Raw genomic sequence first — 16324 nt, 5'->3', positions numbered from 1 at the left:
TACAGGCCCTGTGCGGTATGGCCTACAGCCTATCCATCAGCCCACCATCGCCGCCAGTTTTTTCTGCAACTGTGCCGATTTCGTCATCCCCCTTGCAGAAAACAATCAAGAACCGCCGCCCTGGCCGGTTCACTCTATGCCCCACGCAAGCCGCCCAAGTTCAACAAGAGCGCGGCCCAAAAAGCCGCATCTCGTGACATCAGACCTGCCTATCCAATAACCAACAAAAAGGCGAACCCATGTCAGGCAAGTTCAAGAAACAGCTATCACTGCTGGACCTCACCTTCATCGGCCTAGGGGCCATCTTCGGCTCGGGCTGGCTGTTCGCCGCCAGCCACGTCTCGGCCATCGCCGGCCCGGCCGGCATCCTTTCCTGGTTTCTCGGCGGCTTCGCCGTACTGCTGCTGGGCATCGTCTACTGCGAGCTGGGCGCCGCCCTGCCCCGTGCCGGTGGCGTGGTGCGCTACCCGGTGTACTCGCACGGCCCGCTGCTGGGTTACCTGATGGGCTTCATCACCCTGATCGCCTTTTCCAGCCTGATTGCCATCGAAGTGGTCGCCTCGCGCCAATACGCCGCCGCCTGGTTCCCCGAACTGACCAAGGCCGGCTCCAGCGACCCGACCGTGCTCGGCTGGCTGGTGCAGTTCGCCCTGCTGGGGCTGTTCTTCTTCCTCAACTACCGCAGCGTGAAAACCTTCGCCAAGGCCAACAACCTGGTCAGCGTGTTCAAGTTCATCGTGCCGCTGCTGGTGATCGGCGTGCTGTTCACCTTCTTCAAACCGGAAAACTTCACCGTCCAGGGCTTTGCCCCCTTCGGCCTGTCCGGGGTGGAAATGGCCGTGTCGGCCGGTGGCATCATCTTCGCCTACCTGGGCCTGACGCCGATCATTTCGGTGGCCAGCGAGGTGAAGAACCCGCAGCGCACCATCCCGATTGCGCTGATTCTTTCGGTGTTGCTGTCCACCGCGATCTACGCCCTGTTGCAACTGGCCTTCCTCGGCAGCGTGCCGACCGAAATGCTGGCCAACGGCTGGGCCAACGTGACCAAGGAGCTGGCCCTGCCCTACCGTGACATCGCCCTGGCCCTGGGTGTGGGCTGGCTGGCCTACCTGGTGGTGGCCGACGCGGTGATCTCGCCCAGCGGCTGCGGCAACATCTACATGAACGCCACCCCGCGCGTGATCTATGGCTGGGCGCAGACCGGCACCTTCTTCAAGTACTTCACCCGCATCGACGCCGAATCCGGTATCCCGCGCCCGGCGCTGTGGCTGACGTTCGGCCTGTCGGTGTTCTGGACCCTGCCGTTCCCCTCGTGGGAAGCGCTGATCAATGTGGTATCCGCCGCCCTGGTACTGAGCTACGCCGTGGCCCCGGTCAGCGTCGCCGCCCTGCGCCGCAATGCGCCAGACATGCCGCGCCCGTTCCGGGTCAAGGGCATGGGCGTGCTCGGCCCACTGTCGTTCATCATCGCCGCGCTGATCGTGTACTGGTCCGGCTGGAACACCGTGTCGTGGCTGCTGGCCCTGCAGATCGTGATGTTCGTGCTGTACCTGCTGTGCGGTTGTTTCGTCCCCACTCAGCACCTTTCACTGGCCCAGCAAGTGCGCTCGTCGGCATGGCTGATCGGCTTCTACGCGGTAACCATCCTGTTGTCGTGGCTGGGCAGCTTCGGCGGCCTGGGAGTGCTAGGCCACCCGTTCGACACCGTGGTCGTGGCCGCCTGTGCGCTGGGCATCTACTACTGGGGCGCCGCAACGGGTGTGCCTGCCCACCTGGTGCGCCTGGAAGGTGAAGACGAAAGCGAGGCCGCCGCTGAAACCTATACCGGCCGCCCTGCCGCCGTCGCTTCCTGATTTTTTACGCAAGGGACAAGCCCATGAAACAGATTCACGTCATCGACTCCCACACTGGCGGCGAACCGACCCGCCTGGTGATGAAGGGCTTCCCGCAACTGCACGGCCGCAGCATGGCGGAGCAGCGCGACGAAGTGCGCGAACTGCACGACCCTTGGCGCCGCGCCTGCCTGCTGGAGCCACGCGGCAACGATGTGCTGGTGGGCGCGCTGTACTGCCCACCGGTGTCGGCCGACGCCACCTGCGGGGTGATCTTCTTCAACAACGCCGGCTACCTGAACATGTGCGGCCACGGCACCATCGGCCTGGTCGCCTCATTGCAGCACCTGGGCCTGATCGCACCGGGGGTGCACAAAATCGACACCCCGGTCGGCCAGGTCAGCGCCACCTTGCATGAAGACGGTGCCATCACCGTCGGTAATGTGCCCTCCTACCGCTACCGCCAGCAAGTAGCGGTGGACGTGCCCGGCCATGGCGTGGTGCGTGGCGACATTGCCTGGGGCGGCAACTGGTTCTTCCTGGTTTCCGAACACGGCCAGCGTATCGAGCTGGACAACCGCGAGGCGCTGACCGAGTACACCTGGGCCATGCTCAAGGCCCTCGAAGCCCAGGGCATCACCGGTGAAAACGGCGCACCTATCGACCACGTCGAGCTGTTTGCCGACGACGCCAACGCCGACAGCCGCAACTTTGTGATGTGCCCCGGTAAAGCCTACGACCGCTCACCGTGCGGCACCGGCACCAGCGCCAAACTCGCTTGCCTGGCCGCCGACGGCAAGCTTGCCGAAGGCCAGACCTGGGTACAGGCCAGCATCACCGGCAGCCAGTTCCATGGCCGCTACGAGCGCGACGGCGAGCACATTCGCCCGTTCATCACCGGCCGCGCCTACATGACCGCCGACAGCACCCTGCTGATCGACGAACAGGACCCGTTCGCCTGGGGCATCTGACCCCGACCTTTTTCCGACTGAATATTGCCAGGAGTGACAACAATGACCGACAACATCTTCAGCGGCACCATGCCCGCCCTGATGACCCCGTGCACCGCCGAGCGCAAACCGGACTTCGACGCCCTGGTGCGCAAGGGCCGCGAGCTGATCGAGGCAGGTATGAGCGCCGTGGTCTACTGCGGCTCGATGGGCGACTGGCCGCTGCTGACCGAGGCCGAGCGCCAGGAAGGCGTGGCGCGCCTGGTGGCCGCCGGCATCCCGACCATTGTCGGCACCGGCGCGGTGAACACCCGTGAAGCGGTCGCTCATGCCGCCCACGCCGCCAAAATCGGCGCTGCAGGCCTGATGGTCATCCCCCGCGTGCTCAGCCGTGGCGCTTCGCTGATCGCTCAGAAGCACCACTTCTCGGCCATCCTCGCCGCCGCCCCCAAACTGCCAGCGGTGATCTACAACAGTCCCTACTACGGCTTTGCCACCCGCGCCGACCTGTTCTTCGAGCTGCGCCGCGAATTCCCCAACCTGATCGGCTTCAAGGAGTTTGGCGGTGGTGCCGACCTGCGTTACGCCGCCGAGCACATCACCTCCAAGGATGACGACGTGACCCTGATGGTCGGCGTGGATACCCAGGTGGTGCATGGCTTCGTCAACTGCAACGCCACCGGTGCCATCACCGGCATCGGCAACGCCCTGCCGCGTGAGGTGCTGCACCTGGTAAGCCTGAGCAAGCAGGCGGCCAAGGGCGATGCCAAGGCCCGTCGCCTCGCCCGTGAGCTGGAAGCGGCACTGGCGGTGCTGTCGTCGTTCGATGAGGGCTGCGACCTGGTGCTGTACTACAAGCACCTGATGGTGCTGAACGGCGACAGCGAATACAGCCTGCACTTCAACGAGACCGACGTGCTGAGCGATGCCCAACGCAACTATGCCGAGCAGCAGTACGCGTTGTTCCGCAACTGGTACGCCAGCTGGTCGGCCGAGCACAACATCGCCTGATTACCAAGGCCGCGCCGCGTTCTCTGTGGGAGCGGGCTTGTCCCGCGAAGCAAGCAACGCGGTGCCTGGCACCGGCTTTGCCGGTGTTCGCGGGACAAGCCCGCTCCCACAATGATCGCGCAAGCTTTCAGATATTGAGCAAGACAGTTGCTCCCACAACGTCCTTGATACCCGAATCTGATTTCCAAGGAGGCTACATGACCCTCACAGGCAACCTGCTGATCGGCCAAACCCCCGTAACCGGCAGCCGCGAAGCCATTCGCGCCGTCAACCCGGCCACCGGCCAGACGCTGGAACCGGCCTACCTCGGCGGCACCGGCGAACACGTCGCCCAGGCCTGCGCCCTGGCCTGGACTGCGTTCGATGCCTACCGCGAAACCACGCTGGAACAACGGGCACAGTTCCTCGAAACCATCGCCGCGCAGATCGAAGCGCTGGGCGATGCCCTGATCGACCGCGCCGTGGCCGAAAGCGGCCTGCCCAAGGCGCGCATTCAAGGCGAACGTGGCCGCACCTGCACCCAGCTGCGCACCTTCGCGCGCGTGGTGCGGGCCGGTGAATGGCTGGATGTACGGGTCGACAACGCCCAGCCAGAACGCCAACCCTTGCCCCGTGGCGACCTGCGCCAGCGCCAGGTTGCCTTGGGGCCGATAGCCGTATTCGGCGCCAGCAATTTCCCTTTGGCCTTCTCGGTGGCCGGTGGCGATACCGCCTCGGCACTGGCGGCCGGCTGCCCGGTGGTGGTCAAGGCCCACAGCGCCCACCCAGGCACCAGCGAACTGGTCGGCCAGGCGGTGGCGCACGCGGTGAAGCTGTGCGGCCTGCCGGCCGGCGTGTTCTCGTTGTTGTACGGCTCCGGCCGTGAAGTCGGCATCGCGCTGGTCAGCGACCCGCGCATCAAGGCCGTTGGCTTTACCGGCTCACGCAGCGGCGGTATCGCGCTGTGCCAGGCGGCCCAGGCACGTCCGGAGCCGATCCCGGTGTACGCCGAAATGAGTTCGATCAATCCGGTGTTCCTGTTCGAGGCAGCCCTGCAGGCCCGCGCCGAAGCGCTGGCACAAGGCTTCGTCGCCTCGCTGACCCAAGGTGCTGGCCAGTTCTGCACCAACCCCGGTCTGGTGATTGCCCGCCAAGGGCCGGCGTTGCAGCGGTTTATCGACGCTGCCAGCGAGCACGTGCGCCAAGCCGCTGCGCAGACCATGCTCACCCCGGGCATCTTCAGTGCTTACCAGGCCGGTGTCGGTGCCTTGGCGGATAACGCCAATGCCCAGGCTGCGGCCAGCGGCCAGGCCGGGCAAGGCCCCAACCAATGCCAGGCGCAGTTGTTCGTGACCCAGGCCGAAGCCTTCCTGGCCGACCCTGCGCTGCAGGCCGAGGTGTTCGGCGCGGCGTCGCTGGTCGTGGCCTGCGCAAGCGATGATCAGGTACGCCAGGTGGCCGAGCATCTGGAAGGCCAGTTGACCGCGACCTTGCAACTGGACGATGCCGACATCGACAGCGCCCGTGCGCTGTTGCCGACCCTTGAACGCAAAGCCGGGCGCATTCTGGTCAATGGCTGGCCGACCGGCGTCGAAGTATGCGATGCAATGGTCCACGGCGGGCCGTTCCCGGCCACCTCCGATGCCCGCACCACCTCGGTGGGCACGGCGGCGATCCTGCGTTTCCTGCGGCCGGTGTGCTATCAGGACTTCCCTGATGCGCTGCTGCCACAGGCATTGAAACACGGCAACCCGCTACAGCTGCGGCGCCTGCTCGACGGCAAACGGGAAGGCTGAACATGGTCGAAACCCCTGAAGCCGATATCGCCGTGGTTGGCGCCGGCATTGTCGGCGTTGCCTGTGCCCTGCAACTGGCCCGCCAAGGCCGCAGAGTAATGCTGGTCGACCGCCAGGCACCGGGCCAGGGCGCGTCTTATGGCAACGCTGGGCACCTGGCCACTGAGCAGGTGTTCCCGATTGCCGACCTGTCGATCCTCAAGCGCCTGCCGCGCATGCTGCTGGACCCGATGGGCCCGCTGCGCCTGGACTGGAAGTACCTGCCCAAAGCCATGCCCTGGTTCACCCGCCTGCTGCTCAACCTGCGCCCGGCCCCGTTTCAGCGCAGTGTGGCCGGCATTCGTACGTTGAACGAAGGCAGCCTGGGTGCCTGGCAGCGGCTGCTGGGTTCGATCGGGCGCAGCGAACTGTTCCGCGAGGATGGCTCGTTGCTGGTGTTCGAGAAGCCTGAGTCACGCCAGGCACTGGAGGCGTTGCGTACACGCATGCAGCAGCAGGCGGTGCCGGTGGACTTCTGGTCGGCGCAAACCGTGCGCGACGCGGCGCCACAACTGAGCCCGTCCCTGCTGGGCGGGCTGTTCTTTCCACGCACCGGGCACTTCATCGACCCTTACCGGGTGGTCTGCGAATTGTTTGAAGCGGCCAAGGCCAGCGGCGTGCGCTTTGTCCAGGCGCAGGTCGATGGCGGGCATTTGCACAGTGCCGGGGTTAGCCTGGCCAGCGACCAAGGCGCGCTTAACGCCCGACAAGTACTTATCAGCTGTGGCGCCCACTCTGCGAAACTGACCGCCGCACTGACAGGCAAGCGGGTGCCGCTGGACACAGAACGCGGTTACCACCTGATGTTGCCGGGTGAACATCAGCGCCTGCCGTTTGCCGTCACCTCGCTGGAGCGCAAGTTCATCATGACGCCCATGGCCGAAGGCTTGCGCCTGGCCGGCACGGTGGAGTTCGCCGGGCTGGAGGCACCGCCGAGCATGCAGCGGGCCTGGCAGTTGCATCGGTTGAGCAAGGGCTTGTTCCAGCGGGACTTGAGTGTTGAAGGGGCGACACCCTGGATGGGCTTTCGGCCTTCGTTGCCGGACTCGTTGCCGGTGATTGACAGGGTGTGTGATGGGCGGGTGCTGTTGGCATTCGGGCATCAGCACCTGGGGTTGACCCAGGCGGCGGTGACGGCGGAATGGGTGGGGCAGTTGGCTGAGCCGGCCGGTGGGCCAGAGATAGGTGCCTACCGGTTGGATCGGTTCTAGATTCGGGGCCGCTGTGCGGCCCCCGGCATCTCTCAGCGATAACGCTCAAGCCAGTGCGCATACGGCGCCGGCAAGGTCCAGGAAGCGTTCTCTACCCCCAGCTCCTTGGCCGCAAAGTAAGCCCAGTGCGGGTCGGCCAAATGCGCACGCCCTACCGACACCAGGTCCAGCTGGTTGGCCTGCAGCGCCGCTTCTGCCAGTTGCGGTGTGCCAAAGCCCCACGCCGACGTCACCGGCAACTTCGCCTCGCGGCGCACGCGCTCGGCAATCGGCCCCATGAACGCCGGGCCCCACGGGATATTGGTGTCGGGGATGGTGAAGCCGACACTGACGCTAAGCAGGTCAAGGCCGCCCGCCTTGAAACGGCGCGCCAGTTCAATCGACTCTTCCAGGGTTTGCTCGTCGCGGCCATCGTATTCCAGCACACCAAAACGCGCGGTCAGCGGAAGGTTTTCTGGCCAAACTTCACGCACCGCGGCCAGGGTTTCCAGCAGGAAGCGGCTGCGGTTGTCGAAGCTGCCACCGTAGGCGTCAGTGCGCTTGTTGGAGTGCTCGGAGAAGAAGCTCTGGCCCAGATAGCCGTGGGCGAAGTGCAGCTCGATCCATTCGAAGCCGGCATCACGCGCACGGCGGGCGGCGTCGACGAAGTCCTGTTTGACCCGGGCGATGTCGTCCAAGGTCATTTCGCGTGGCACTTTCGGCAGGTGCGCGCCAAAGGCAATGGCAGACGGGGCGATGGTTTCCCAGCCCCGCGCGTCGTCGGCGGCAATGTGATCGTCACCCTCCCACGGTCGGTTAGCGCTGGCCTTGCGCCCGGCGTGGGCGATCTGGATGCCCGGCACCGAACCTGCGGCCTTGATGGCTTGCACCACCGGCACGAACGCCTGGGCGTGGGCATCGCTCCAGATACCGGCACAACCGGGGCTGATGCGCCCTTCCGGTGCCACCGCCGTGGCTTCGACCACCAGCAGGCCGGCACCACCACGGGCCAGGCCGGCGTAATGCACGTGGTGCCAGTCGTTGATCATGCCGTCCTCGGCCATGTACTGGCACATCGGCGGAATGGCGATGCGGTTGCGCAGGGTGACGTCTTTGAGGGTGTAGGGTTCGAACAGTGCGGACATGGGAAACTCCGGGTTCATCTGAATACTGTTGTTCGATCATAATCGAACTATGGCAATAAGTGAAACCCCCGTTATCATGTCGCTCATGCGAGCCTACAAACATCCCAACGCTGAAGACCTGATCCTTGAACGCCTGCTTTACGCGCTCAGCGACCCCGTACGCCTGGAAATCGTCCGCCATCTGGCCGGCGTGGCCGAAGCCAGCTGCGGCGAGCTGGACGGAGGGCGGCCGAAGTCGAGCATGTCCCACCATTTCCGCGTGCTGCGTGACGCGGGGTTAGTGCACACCCGCAATGTGGGGACGACCCATATGAATTCGCTGCGCAGCGAGATGCTGGGCGAGCGGTTTCCCGGGTTGCTGGAGTGCATCCTGCGCCAGCAGTGATGCCTACACCGGATCAATCTTCCTTTTTGCCCAGGGCAAACCGGCACACCTGCCCGCCCCTGAGCATGCATTCCTCATGGCTCACTTCAGCTCCAGCCAAGGCACCGATCAGGGCCAGATCAAGCTCGCACACAACCGGGTGCGCCTTGGCCAAGTGATGGAACACGCAGTTGTGCGCCACGATCTGTGGCTCCCCCGCCGAGTGGAAGAACACCTGCGCTTCATAGCCGGCATGGTTCATATGCTCGACGATACGTGCTTCATCCACTACGTTGTGCTCAAGGTCTGCGGCCAGCTTGCGCCCAAGTTGGCGCATCAGCGCCAGCAGTGCGTCCTGGCCCAGCAAACCTGCCACTTCGCCAATCAGCAGATTGGCCAGTAGGGGGTACTGGCGGGGGAACTGTTCGCGGGCAAGCTCCGTCAGCTCGTGCAACTGCTCCGGGCGCCGCCCGGTAGGTCGGGTAGCGCCGCGTTTGACCAGGCCATCACGTTCCAGCGCGGCCAAGTGCTGGCGCACGGCCGTGCGGGTAATGGCCAGGGCCTGCGCCAGGTCGTCGATGCTCATGCCGGCCGGCTGGTGCAACAACGCGTGGAGCAGGTCCTGTTGGGTACGGCCCAGGCCTTCGAGCATCAGAACTTGTCCGGGAACTGTTTGACCAGCGCCGCGGCCAGGGCGTCGGACAGGGTCAGGATATGCTCACGCATCATCCCCCAGGTGCGCGCTTCACCCGCGTAGTCACCCGCCGCCAACTGGTCGATCTGCGCCACATGGTGGCCGCCATGGGCGCTGAGCAGGGTCAGCAGGGTAGGCTCGGGCAGGTTCGGGTTGGCCTTGGCCAGAAACGCCGCGATAGCTTTGGCATTGCTGGTCAGCTCATCAACGGCCGCCTGCTGGCCTTTCTTGTCCTTGGCCACAGTGGCGTCGCTGTAATGTTTGATTGCGCCCCAGTGGCCAGCCAGTAATTTGAGCAACTGGTCGGCGGCGGGTTGGCCATACAACGGCGCGATACTATTGGCGATCCGGGTGGCGTCACTGACCACTTCATTCGCGGCGACTTGCGCCTGTCTGGCGTTGCCGGCCTGGTTGGCGACAGCGTAGTTGCGCACCCAGAAGATATGCTCGACCCATAGGTCACGCAGGGCCATGCGGGTGGTCAATGCAGCGGATTCTACGGGTTTGGCGGCGGGGGTCGGGGAGGAGTAGTTCTGGCTCCATGCCGGCTGGGCGCACAGGGCGAGCAGCAGTAAGGCGACAATCTTGGTGTTCATGACGGCACCCTCCTGGAGGGGATCGACTGACAAGATTAATTTAAGCATCAAAATATGTTTTTATCGGTTGCTGTGTAGGTTTCCGATCAGTGGTTTTCTGTGCCGGCCTCTTCGCGAGCTTGCCCGCTCCCACAGGAACCGCACCAACCTGCAGGCAACACATTACCTGTGGGAGCGGGCGAGCCCGCGAAGAGGCCCGAACAGGCAACAAAAAAGCCACGAGGTTTCCCCCGTGGCTTCTTTCACGACAATGGCAGCTTACAGCGCCATGTCGTTCGCAGGCTTGCTCTCAACCGGCTCGCTCACCGCGCCACCGAAATCAACGCTGGCGTCGATCACCGGAGGTTTCTCCAGCTGCAGCACTTCAGCGGTGTAGTTCCACTCTTTCTGGGTGGCCGCTGCCGAATCGTTCAGCTTGGTGCCGTAGCTCGGCACGATTTCCTTGATCTTGGCCTGCCACTCAGGGGTAGCGACCTTCTCCTTGAACACGGTTTCAAGCACGGTCAGCATGATCGGTGCAGCAGTCGAGGCACCTGGCGATGCGCCCAGCAGGCCGGCAATGGTGCGGTCTTCGGACGCAACCACTTCGGTACCCAGCTTCAGCACGCCGCCCTTCTCGGCATCACGCTTGATGATCTGCACACGCTGGCCGGCCTGCCACAGGCGCCAGTCTTCCTTCTTGGCATTCGGGAAGTAGGTGCGCAGCGCTTCGAAACGGTCATCGTCAGACAGCATCAGCTGGCCAGCAAGGTACTCGACCAGCGGGTACTGCTCGATGCCGACCTTGGTCATCGGCCACACGTTGTGGGTGGTGGTGCTGCTCAGCAGGTCCAGGTACGAACCGTTCTTCAGGAACTTGGTCGAGAAGGTGGCGAACGGGCCAAACAGGATTACGCGCTTGCCGTCCAGCACGCGGGTGTCCAGGTGCGGCACCGACATGGGTGGCGCGCCGGTCGAAGCAATGCCGTAGGCCTTGGCCATGTGCTGCATGGCCACGGTCGGGTTCTCGGTCACCAGGAACGAGCCGCCCACCGGGAAGCCTGCGTATTCCTTGGCTTCAGGAATGCCCGACTTCTGCAGCAGTTTCAGTGCGCCGCCGCCGGCACCGATGAACAGGAACTTGGCGTCGGTAGCCGACTCGGTACCGTCCTTCAGGTTCTTGTACTCGACGTGCCAGGAGCCGTCCTTGTTGCGGGTGATGTCCTGCACTTCGCTGGACAGCTTCAGGTCGAACTTGTCCTGGGTCTTCAGGTGGCCGACCATCTGGCGGGTGATTTCGCCGAAGTTGACGTCGGTGCCGATTGGCGTCCAGGTAACGGCCAGCTTCTGGTTCGGGTCGCGCCCTTCCATCATCAGCGGGACCCACTTGGCGATCTGCGCGTGGTCCTCGGAGTACTGCATCGGGCGGAACAGCGGGCTGGCCTGCAGCGCGTCGTAGCGCTTTTTCAGGAATTTGATGTTGTCATCGCCCCACACGAAGCTCATGTGCGGGGTGGTGTTGATGAACGAATGCGGGTTCTTCAGCACGCCCTGGCGGACCTGCCAGGCCCAGAACTGACGGGAAATCTGGAAGGCTTCGTTGATTTCGATGGCCTTGGAGATGTTGACGTTGCCGTCTTTGTCTTCCGGGGTGTAGTTCAGCTCGGCCAGCGCAGAGTGGCCCGTACCGGCATTGTTCCAGCCGTTGGAGCTTTCTTCAGCCACACCGTCCAGGCGTTCGACCATTTCCATCGACCAGCTTGGCTCCAGCTCGTGCAGCCACACAGCCAGGGTGGAGCTCATGATGCCGCCGCCGACCAGCAGCACGTCTACTTTTTTGGTTTCTGCGGCGTGCGCTTGCATGAAGCTTGCAGCGACAGCCAGACCCAGCAAGGTCTTGCCAGCTTTCTTGAACATTGATCAATTCCAGTCAGGAGAACAGAGGGCGGGCCTGTGGCTGGCCCAGGTAAAACGTGTTCTTCAGCGCAGGCTTCTTGTTGATCATTGTTCAGCAGCCAGAGAACCAGAAAACGACTCGGCCTTTTGTCGAATTGACCGACAAGGCTGAATCGTTTTTCTGATTGTATCCGAATTGCCAGCACAAACAAATTGCGCGCCGTCGCGTCAAGGCGACAGGTTGTCCCAGGCTCGGCACCGGCGCGGCCGACAATGATTGCAGTATTTTTCAGCGGCCTCTACTATCGCGATCATTTCTCATTCGCACCAGTATGCGCTCGCGCCGGATGCCGCCGTGGTTTCGATCCCAGAGTTGAACACCTCGCTCCATACCCTGTACCACAGCCATTCGCGCTGGCTGCTCGGCTTTTTGTACCGCCGGCTTGGCAGCCGCTGCGATGCCGCCGACCTGGTGCAGGACACCTTCGTGCGCATCCTCAACCGCCCAAGGCAGTTCGACGGCGAACGCGGCGAGCGCTCGTACCTGGCCACCATCGCCCGCGGCCTGTGCGTGGACCACTGGCGCCGGCAGAAGCTTGAACACGCCTGGTTGCAACAGTTGGCCTTGCAGCCCGAGCCACTGCAGCCCTCCCCTGAACAGCGCGCGATCATTGTCGAGACCCTGCACGAGGTGGACGCCATGTTGCTGCGCTTGCCAGGCAAGGTGCGCCAGGCATTCCTGCTGGCGCAGATCGATGGCCTGGCCTACCGCGATATTGCCGCACATGTCGGGGTGAGCGAACGCATGATCAAGAAGTACCTGGCCCAGGCGTTTCTGCATTGCGCCATCCTTGAAGCAGAACTCGACGGTTTGCTGGTGGAGTGACGCCATGACCTCGCCCGTGCAAAGACTCAGCCACGCCAGCCTGGAGCAAGCCGCGCACTGGTACGTGCAACTGCAGGACGAAAACGTCGCCCCGCAGTTGCGCCAGCAGTGGCAGCACTGGCTGGAGCAGCACGGCGACCATCAGGCCGCCTGGCACTATGTGCAACGTGTGGGCCAGCGCTTTGCCCCGCTGCAGGCCGAAGGCGCAGCCGCGGGCCGGGCACTGCGCGAGCATGATGCCCGGCGCTTCAGCCGGCGCAGCGGGATCAAGTCGCTGCTGGTGCTGGGCGCCAGCTCGTTGCTCGGCTTGCGCGCCTGGCACGGCGCGCCGTTGTCGGGCTGGAATGCCGACCTTGCCACTGGCATTGGTGAAATTCGCGAAACGCGTCTGGCCGATGGCAGCCAGTTGTGGCTGGGGGCACAAAGTGCTGTGGACATGGACTTCTCGACGTTCAGCCGGGTGCTCAAGCTGCGCTTTGGCGAGCTGCTTGTGGAGACCGCCCACGACCCGCGCCGCCCCTTCTTCGTCGAAACGGCGCAAGGGCGCATGCAGGCCTTGGGCACGCGCTTTGCTGTGTGCCAGCAGGGCGGGAACACCCGGCTCGACGTGTATGCCGGCGCCGTGGAGGTGTGCACAGCGGCCAATGGCGAGCGCTGCATCGTGCAGGCGGGGCAGCAGGTGGATTTCAGTGCCCAGGGCATCAGCAACGCCCGCCCGGCGCAAAGCGCGGGCGAGTCGTGGATTCATCACCGCCTGAATGCCGAAGCCATGCCATTGGCGCATTTGCTGCAAACGCTCGGGCGTTATCGTCATGGGCATCTGGGCTGGCACCCGGATGTCGCCACGCTGTCGGTGATGGGCGCCTTCCCGCTGAACGATACCGACCGGGCGCTGGAGTTGCTGCAAGCGGCATTGCCAGTGCGGGTGCAGCGGTTGACGCCTTGGTGGGTGACGGTCGAGCCCGTTTGATACCGGTACACCGCGCTGGATTCTTCGCGGGCATGCCCGCTCCCACAGGTGCAGTGTGAAGCCGCAGCCTGCGCAGTACCTGTGGGAGCGGGCAAGCCCGCGAAGCAGGCGACGCGGTGTTTGGATCCAGCTGTGGCGGTGTTGGCAAATTCGTTGGCGCCGGCAAAAAAATCTGCCAAACCAGTTCCCTTTTTCAAATCTCATTCGGTTAACCCGGCATAGCCCTCCCAACTCACCCTTTCGACTCCAGAGACCAGCATGCCGACGCCCTTCCACCCCGCGCTCCGCCTGGCACTTGCCGCGCCACTTTCACTTTGCGCCGCCGCGCCACTGATGCTGCCAGCAACCTTCGCCCACGCCGCCCAGGCAGCCAACGCCGAAACCAGCTTCAACATCGCACCCGGCTCGCTCACCAGCGCCCTCAACCAGTTCAGCAGCCAGGCCGGCATTTACCTGGCCGGCAGCAACGAACTGGCCGCCGGCAAGACCAGCCCCGGGCTGCAAGGCCGCTACAGCGTCGCCCAGGGCCTGGCGCGCCTGCTGCAGGGCAGCGGCCTGCAAGCGGTACCGCAAGGCAGTGCAGGTTATGTGCTGCAGCCGCTGGCCGATGGCACAGCGTTGCAACTGGATGCCACTTCGATCAACGCCGCCGCCCTGCTCGCCAGCAATGGCCAGAGCGACAGCGGCTACCGCGCCGTGGCCAGTGCCACCGCCAGTAAAACCAGCAGCGCCCTGGCCGACACCCCGCGTTCGGTTTCGGTGGTAACCCGTCAGCGCATGGATGACCAGCAATCGCAAACCCTCACCGAGGTGCTGGGCTATGTCCCAGGCATTTTCTCCCCGCCGTTTGCCGGCGGTGATGGCCAGGCCGGTGACCTGTTCTTCATCCGTGGTTTCAATGCCACCGACTACGGCTATGGCCTGTTGCGCGATGGCCTGCGAGTGCAAGGCAACCGCTACGACACCAGCAGCGAGCCCTACGGCCTGGAGCGGGTGGAAGTGTTCCGCGGCCCGACCTCGATCCTGTATGGCGAGAACGCCCCCGGTGGCGTGGTCAACCTGGTCAGCAAGCGGCCTACCGCCGAGGCACGCGGTGAGGTGCAACTGAGCTACGGCTCGCACAACCGCCGCCAGCTTGGCGTCGACGTTTCCGGCCCGCTGAACGCTGAAAGCGATGTACTTGGCCGCTTGGTGATGATGGGCCGCAAGTCCGATACCCAGGTTGAGCACCAGCCCGATGACCGCCTGTACATCGCGCCCTCGCTGACCCTGAACTTCGATGACTTCAACAGCCTGACCGTGCTGGCCACCTACCAGCGCGACCGCACCCTGATGGAACTGGGCTTCCCTGCGGCCGGCACCTTGCTGCACAACCCCAACGGCAAGATCGACAAGGACCAGTTGTCCGGCAACCCGGACTGGGACAACTTCGAGCGCGAAACCTGGAGCCTGGGCTACGAGTTCAGCCACCAGTTCAACGACACCTGGCAGTTCCGCCAGAACTCGCGCTACATGCAATCGCGCATCGACCGCCAGGAAATGTGGCCAGGCAGCCTGAACAACGGCGGCTTCGGTACAACCTTGAGCAACCAGGCCTACGACCGCTACAACAAGTCCATCGCTTACTCGCTGGACAACCAGTTCGAAGGCCACTTTACCAGTGGCGTGTTCGACCACACCTTCTTGATAGGCGCCAGCCTGGACCGTACTTCATTCAACCAGGACTGGGACGTGCTTAACGGCGGCGCCGTCAATGTGTTTGACCCGGTCTGGAGCAAGCCGACCTTCCTGGCCCATGTGCAGAACGCCCTGCTGGAACAGACCATGTATGGCCTCTACAGCCAGTTGCAGACCAAGGTCGACAACTGGGTGCTGCTGCTGGGCGGGCGCCTGGACCGGGTCAACAGCCAGTACCGTAACAAGGCCGGCACCCTCAACCTGCCGGCCGACATGGACAACTGGGACAGCAAGTTCACCTGGCAGACCGGGGTCATGTACCAGTTCGAAAACGGCCTGTCGCCGTACTTCAGCTACTCCACTGCCTTTGCCCCGACCCAGCAGACCGAAAGCAAAACCGGCCCGCTGGACCCCACCACCAGCGAACAGTACGAAGTGGGTATCAAGTACGAACCCAAAGGCTGGAATACCGCCTTCACCGCGTCGGTGTACGACCTGCGCAAGAAAGACGATGTGTTGTTCGATTCCGCAGTGGGTGACTACCGCCAGGTCGGCGCCAGCCGGGCCAAGGGTGTGGAGCTTGAGCTGAACAGCGACCTGAGCGAAAACCTCAACGTGACTGCCGCGTACACCTACACCGATTCGCGCATCACCAAGGACGTAGCCGGGTCGCTGTTTGAAGACCACCAGATGACCGGCGTGCCGCGTAACCAGGCCTCGGTGTGGAGCACCTATCGCTTCCGTGACGGGTTGCTCAAAGGCCTGCAGATCGGTGGCGGCGTGCGTCACTTCGACAGCACCTTCGCCTATACCCCGGCGACCCTGTACGGCAAGCTGGACAGCGGTGATGTGACGCTGGTGGATGCCAAGGTCGGCTATGAGATCGACGACAACTGGTCGGTCGAGGTCAATGCCCGCAACCTGTTCGACAAGGAGTATGTGGCTGGCTGCAACAATGCCGGGCGCTGCTACTGGGGTGAAGAGCGCACCTTGCTAGGTACCGTTTCGCTGCGCTGGTAATCATTGCCCCCGTTACAAACAAAAACCCCCGGCCATCTACATGACCGGGGGCCTTGGATCACGCCGCAAGCGTCGCGATCAGTACCGCCAAGATTACTGCGGCTGAGGCAGTTTATCGATCGGGCCGCAGCCACCGATGACCTTGGAGATGGAAACCGAAGGGTGGAACAGGTAGTCGTACGAGCAGTTCTTCTGCTGGTTGTAGACCTGGCCAGTGCAGCCGGACAGCAGGGCTACGCCAGAAACTACGGCTACGGCGACAGTGGCTTTGAACAGCTTTTTCATACTAAATCCTTTAAA

Annotated in this window: 14 protein-coding genes; 9 read left to right on the top strand and 5 right to left on the bottom strand. The window is 63.7% G+C overall.

The annotated features are described in order from the left end of the window. Nucleotides 1-239 precede the first annotated feature (239 nt). From P0Y58_08855 to P0Y58_08835, 5 genes are all read left to right on the top strand, one after another. Nucleotides 240-1853: an APC family permease gene (locus P0Y58_08855; GenBank protein ID WEK32285.1), complete on the top strand. Its 1614-nt coding sequence runs from the start codon at nt 240-242 to the stop codon at nt 1851-1853. Between the two features lie 23 nt (nt 1854-1876). After that, complete coding sequence (locus tag P0Y58_08850) at nt 1877-2803, top strand: 4-hydroxyproline epimerase (GenBank protein WEK32284.1); 927 nt, start codon at nt 1877-1879, stop codon at nt 2801-2803. A 42-nt stretch (nt 2804-2845) separates the two neighbouring features. Next, the gene (locus P0Y58_08845) at nt 2846-3793 is read left to right on the top strand and encodes a dihydrodipicolinate synthase family protein (GenBank protein WEK32283.1); all 948 of its coding nucleotides are present in this window, start codon (nt 2846-2848) and stop codon (nt 3791-3793) included. Nucleotides 3794-3990: 197 nt separating this feature from the next. Next, complete coding sequence (locus tag P0Y58_08840; GenBank protein ID WEK32282.1) at nt 3991-5568, top strand: aldehyde dehydrogenase (NADP(+)); 1578 nt, start codon at nt 3991-3993, stop codon at nt 5566-5568. Nucleotides 5569-5570: 2 nt separating this feature from the next. Continuing rightward, nucleotides 5571-6818 carry an FAD-dependent oxidoreductase gene (locus tag P0Y58_08835; GenBank protein WEK32281.1) on the top strand — a complete coding sequence of 416 codons (1248 nt, stop codon included), beginning with the start codon at nt 5571-5573 and terminating at the stop codon, nt 6816-6818. A gap of 32 nt (nt 6819-6850) precedes the next feature. Here the strand turns inward: P0Y58_08835 and xenA are convergent, their stop codons facing one another. Next, nucleotides 6851-7942: a xenobiotic reductase XenA gene (gene xenA / locus P0Y58_08830; GenBank protein WEK32280.1), complete on the bottom strand. Its 1092-nt coding sequence runs from the start codon at nt 7940-7942 to the stop codon at nt 6851-6853. 49 nt (nt 7943-7991) lie between these two features. On the opposite strand from xenA, the gene P0Y58_08825 reads away from it, so the two are divergent. Beyond that, a complete protein-coding gene (locus P0Y58_08825; protein ID WEK32279.1) occupies nt 7992-8327 on the top strand; it encodes a helix-turn-helix domain-containing protein in 336 nt (111 codons plus the stop codon). Between the two features lie 13 nt (nt 8328-8340). On the opposite strand, the gene P0Y58_08820 is transcribed toward P0Y58_08825, so the two are convergent. From P0Y58_08820 to mqo, 3 genes are all read right to left on the bottom strand, one after another. Beyond that, on the bottom strand, nt 8341-8958 hold the full coding sequence (locus P0Y58_08820; protein WEK32278.1) for a MarR family transcriptional regulator: 618 nt from the start codon (nt 8956-8958) through the stop codon (nt 8341-8343). Beyond that, the gene (locus tag P0Y58_08815; GenBank protein WEK32277.1) at nt 8958-9596 is read right to left on the bottom strand and encodes a hypothetical protein; all 639 of its coding nucleotides are present in this window, start codon (nt 9594-9596) and stop codon (nt 8958-8960) included. Before P0Y58_08815 ends, P0Y58_08820 begins: the two co-directional genes overlap by 1 nt. 258 nt (nt 9597-9854) lie before the next feature. Next, nucleotides 9855-11492, bottom strand: a complete 1638-nt coding sequence (gene mqo, locus P0Y58_08810) for a malate dehydrogenase (quinone) (GenBank protein WEK32276.1) — start codon at nt 11490-11492, stop codon at nt 9855-9857. A gap of 334 nt (nt 11493-11826) precedes the next feature. Between mqo and P0Y58_08805 the strand changes: the two genes are divergently transcribed. The 3 genes from P0Y58_08805 (at nt 11827) to P0Y58_08795 (ending at nt 16024) form a co-directional block, all read left to right on the top strand. Continuing rightward, complete coding sequence (locus P0Y58_08805) at nt 11827-12357, top strand: sigma-70 family RNA polymerase sigma factor (protein ID WEK32275.1); 531 nt, start codon at nt 11827-11829, stop codon at nt 12355-12357. A gap of 4 nt (nt 12358-12361) precedes the next feature. After that, on the top strand, nt 12362-13327 hold the full coding sequence (locus P0Y58_08800) for a FecR domain-containing protein (protein ID WEK32274.1): 966 nt from the start codon (nt 12362-12364) through the stop codon (nt 13325-13327). 258 nt (nt 13328-13585) lie between these two features. Beyond that, the gene (locus P0Y58_08795; protein WEK32273.1) at nt 13586-16024 is read left to right on the top strand and encodes a TonB-dependent siderophore receptor; all 2439 of its coding nucleotides are present in this window, start codon (nt 13586-13588) and stop codon (nt 16022-16024) included. Between the two features lie 93 nt (nt 16025-16117). Here the strand turns inward: P0Y58_08795 and P0Y58_08790 are convergent, their stop codons facing one another. Further along, nucleotides 16118-16309, bottom strand: a complete 192-nt coding sequence (locus tag P0Y58_08790) for a DUF4223 family protein (GenBank protein ID WEK32272.1) — start codon at nt 16307-16309, stop codon at nt 16118-16120. Nucleotides 16310-16324 lie beyond the last annotated feature (15 nt).

It is taken from the genome of Candidatus Pseudomonas phytovorans, assembly GCA_029202525.1.
GTDB lineage: Bacteria > Pseudomonadota > Gammaproteobacteria > Pseudomonadales > Pseudomonadaceae > Aquipseudomonas > Aquipseudomonas phytovorans.
Note: the sequence above shows the minus strand (reverse complement) of the source record. Positions and strands in the feature narration are given on the sequence as shown.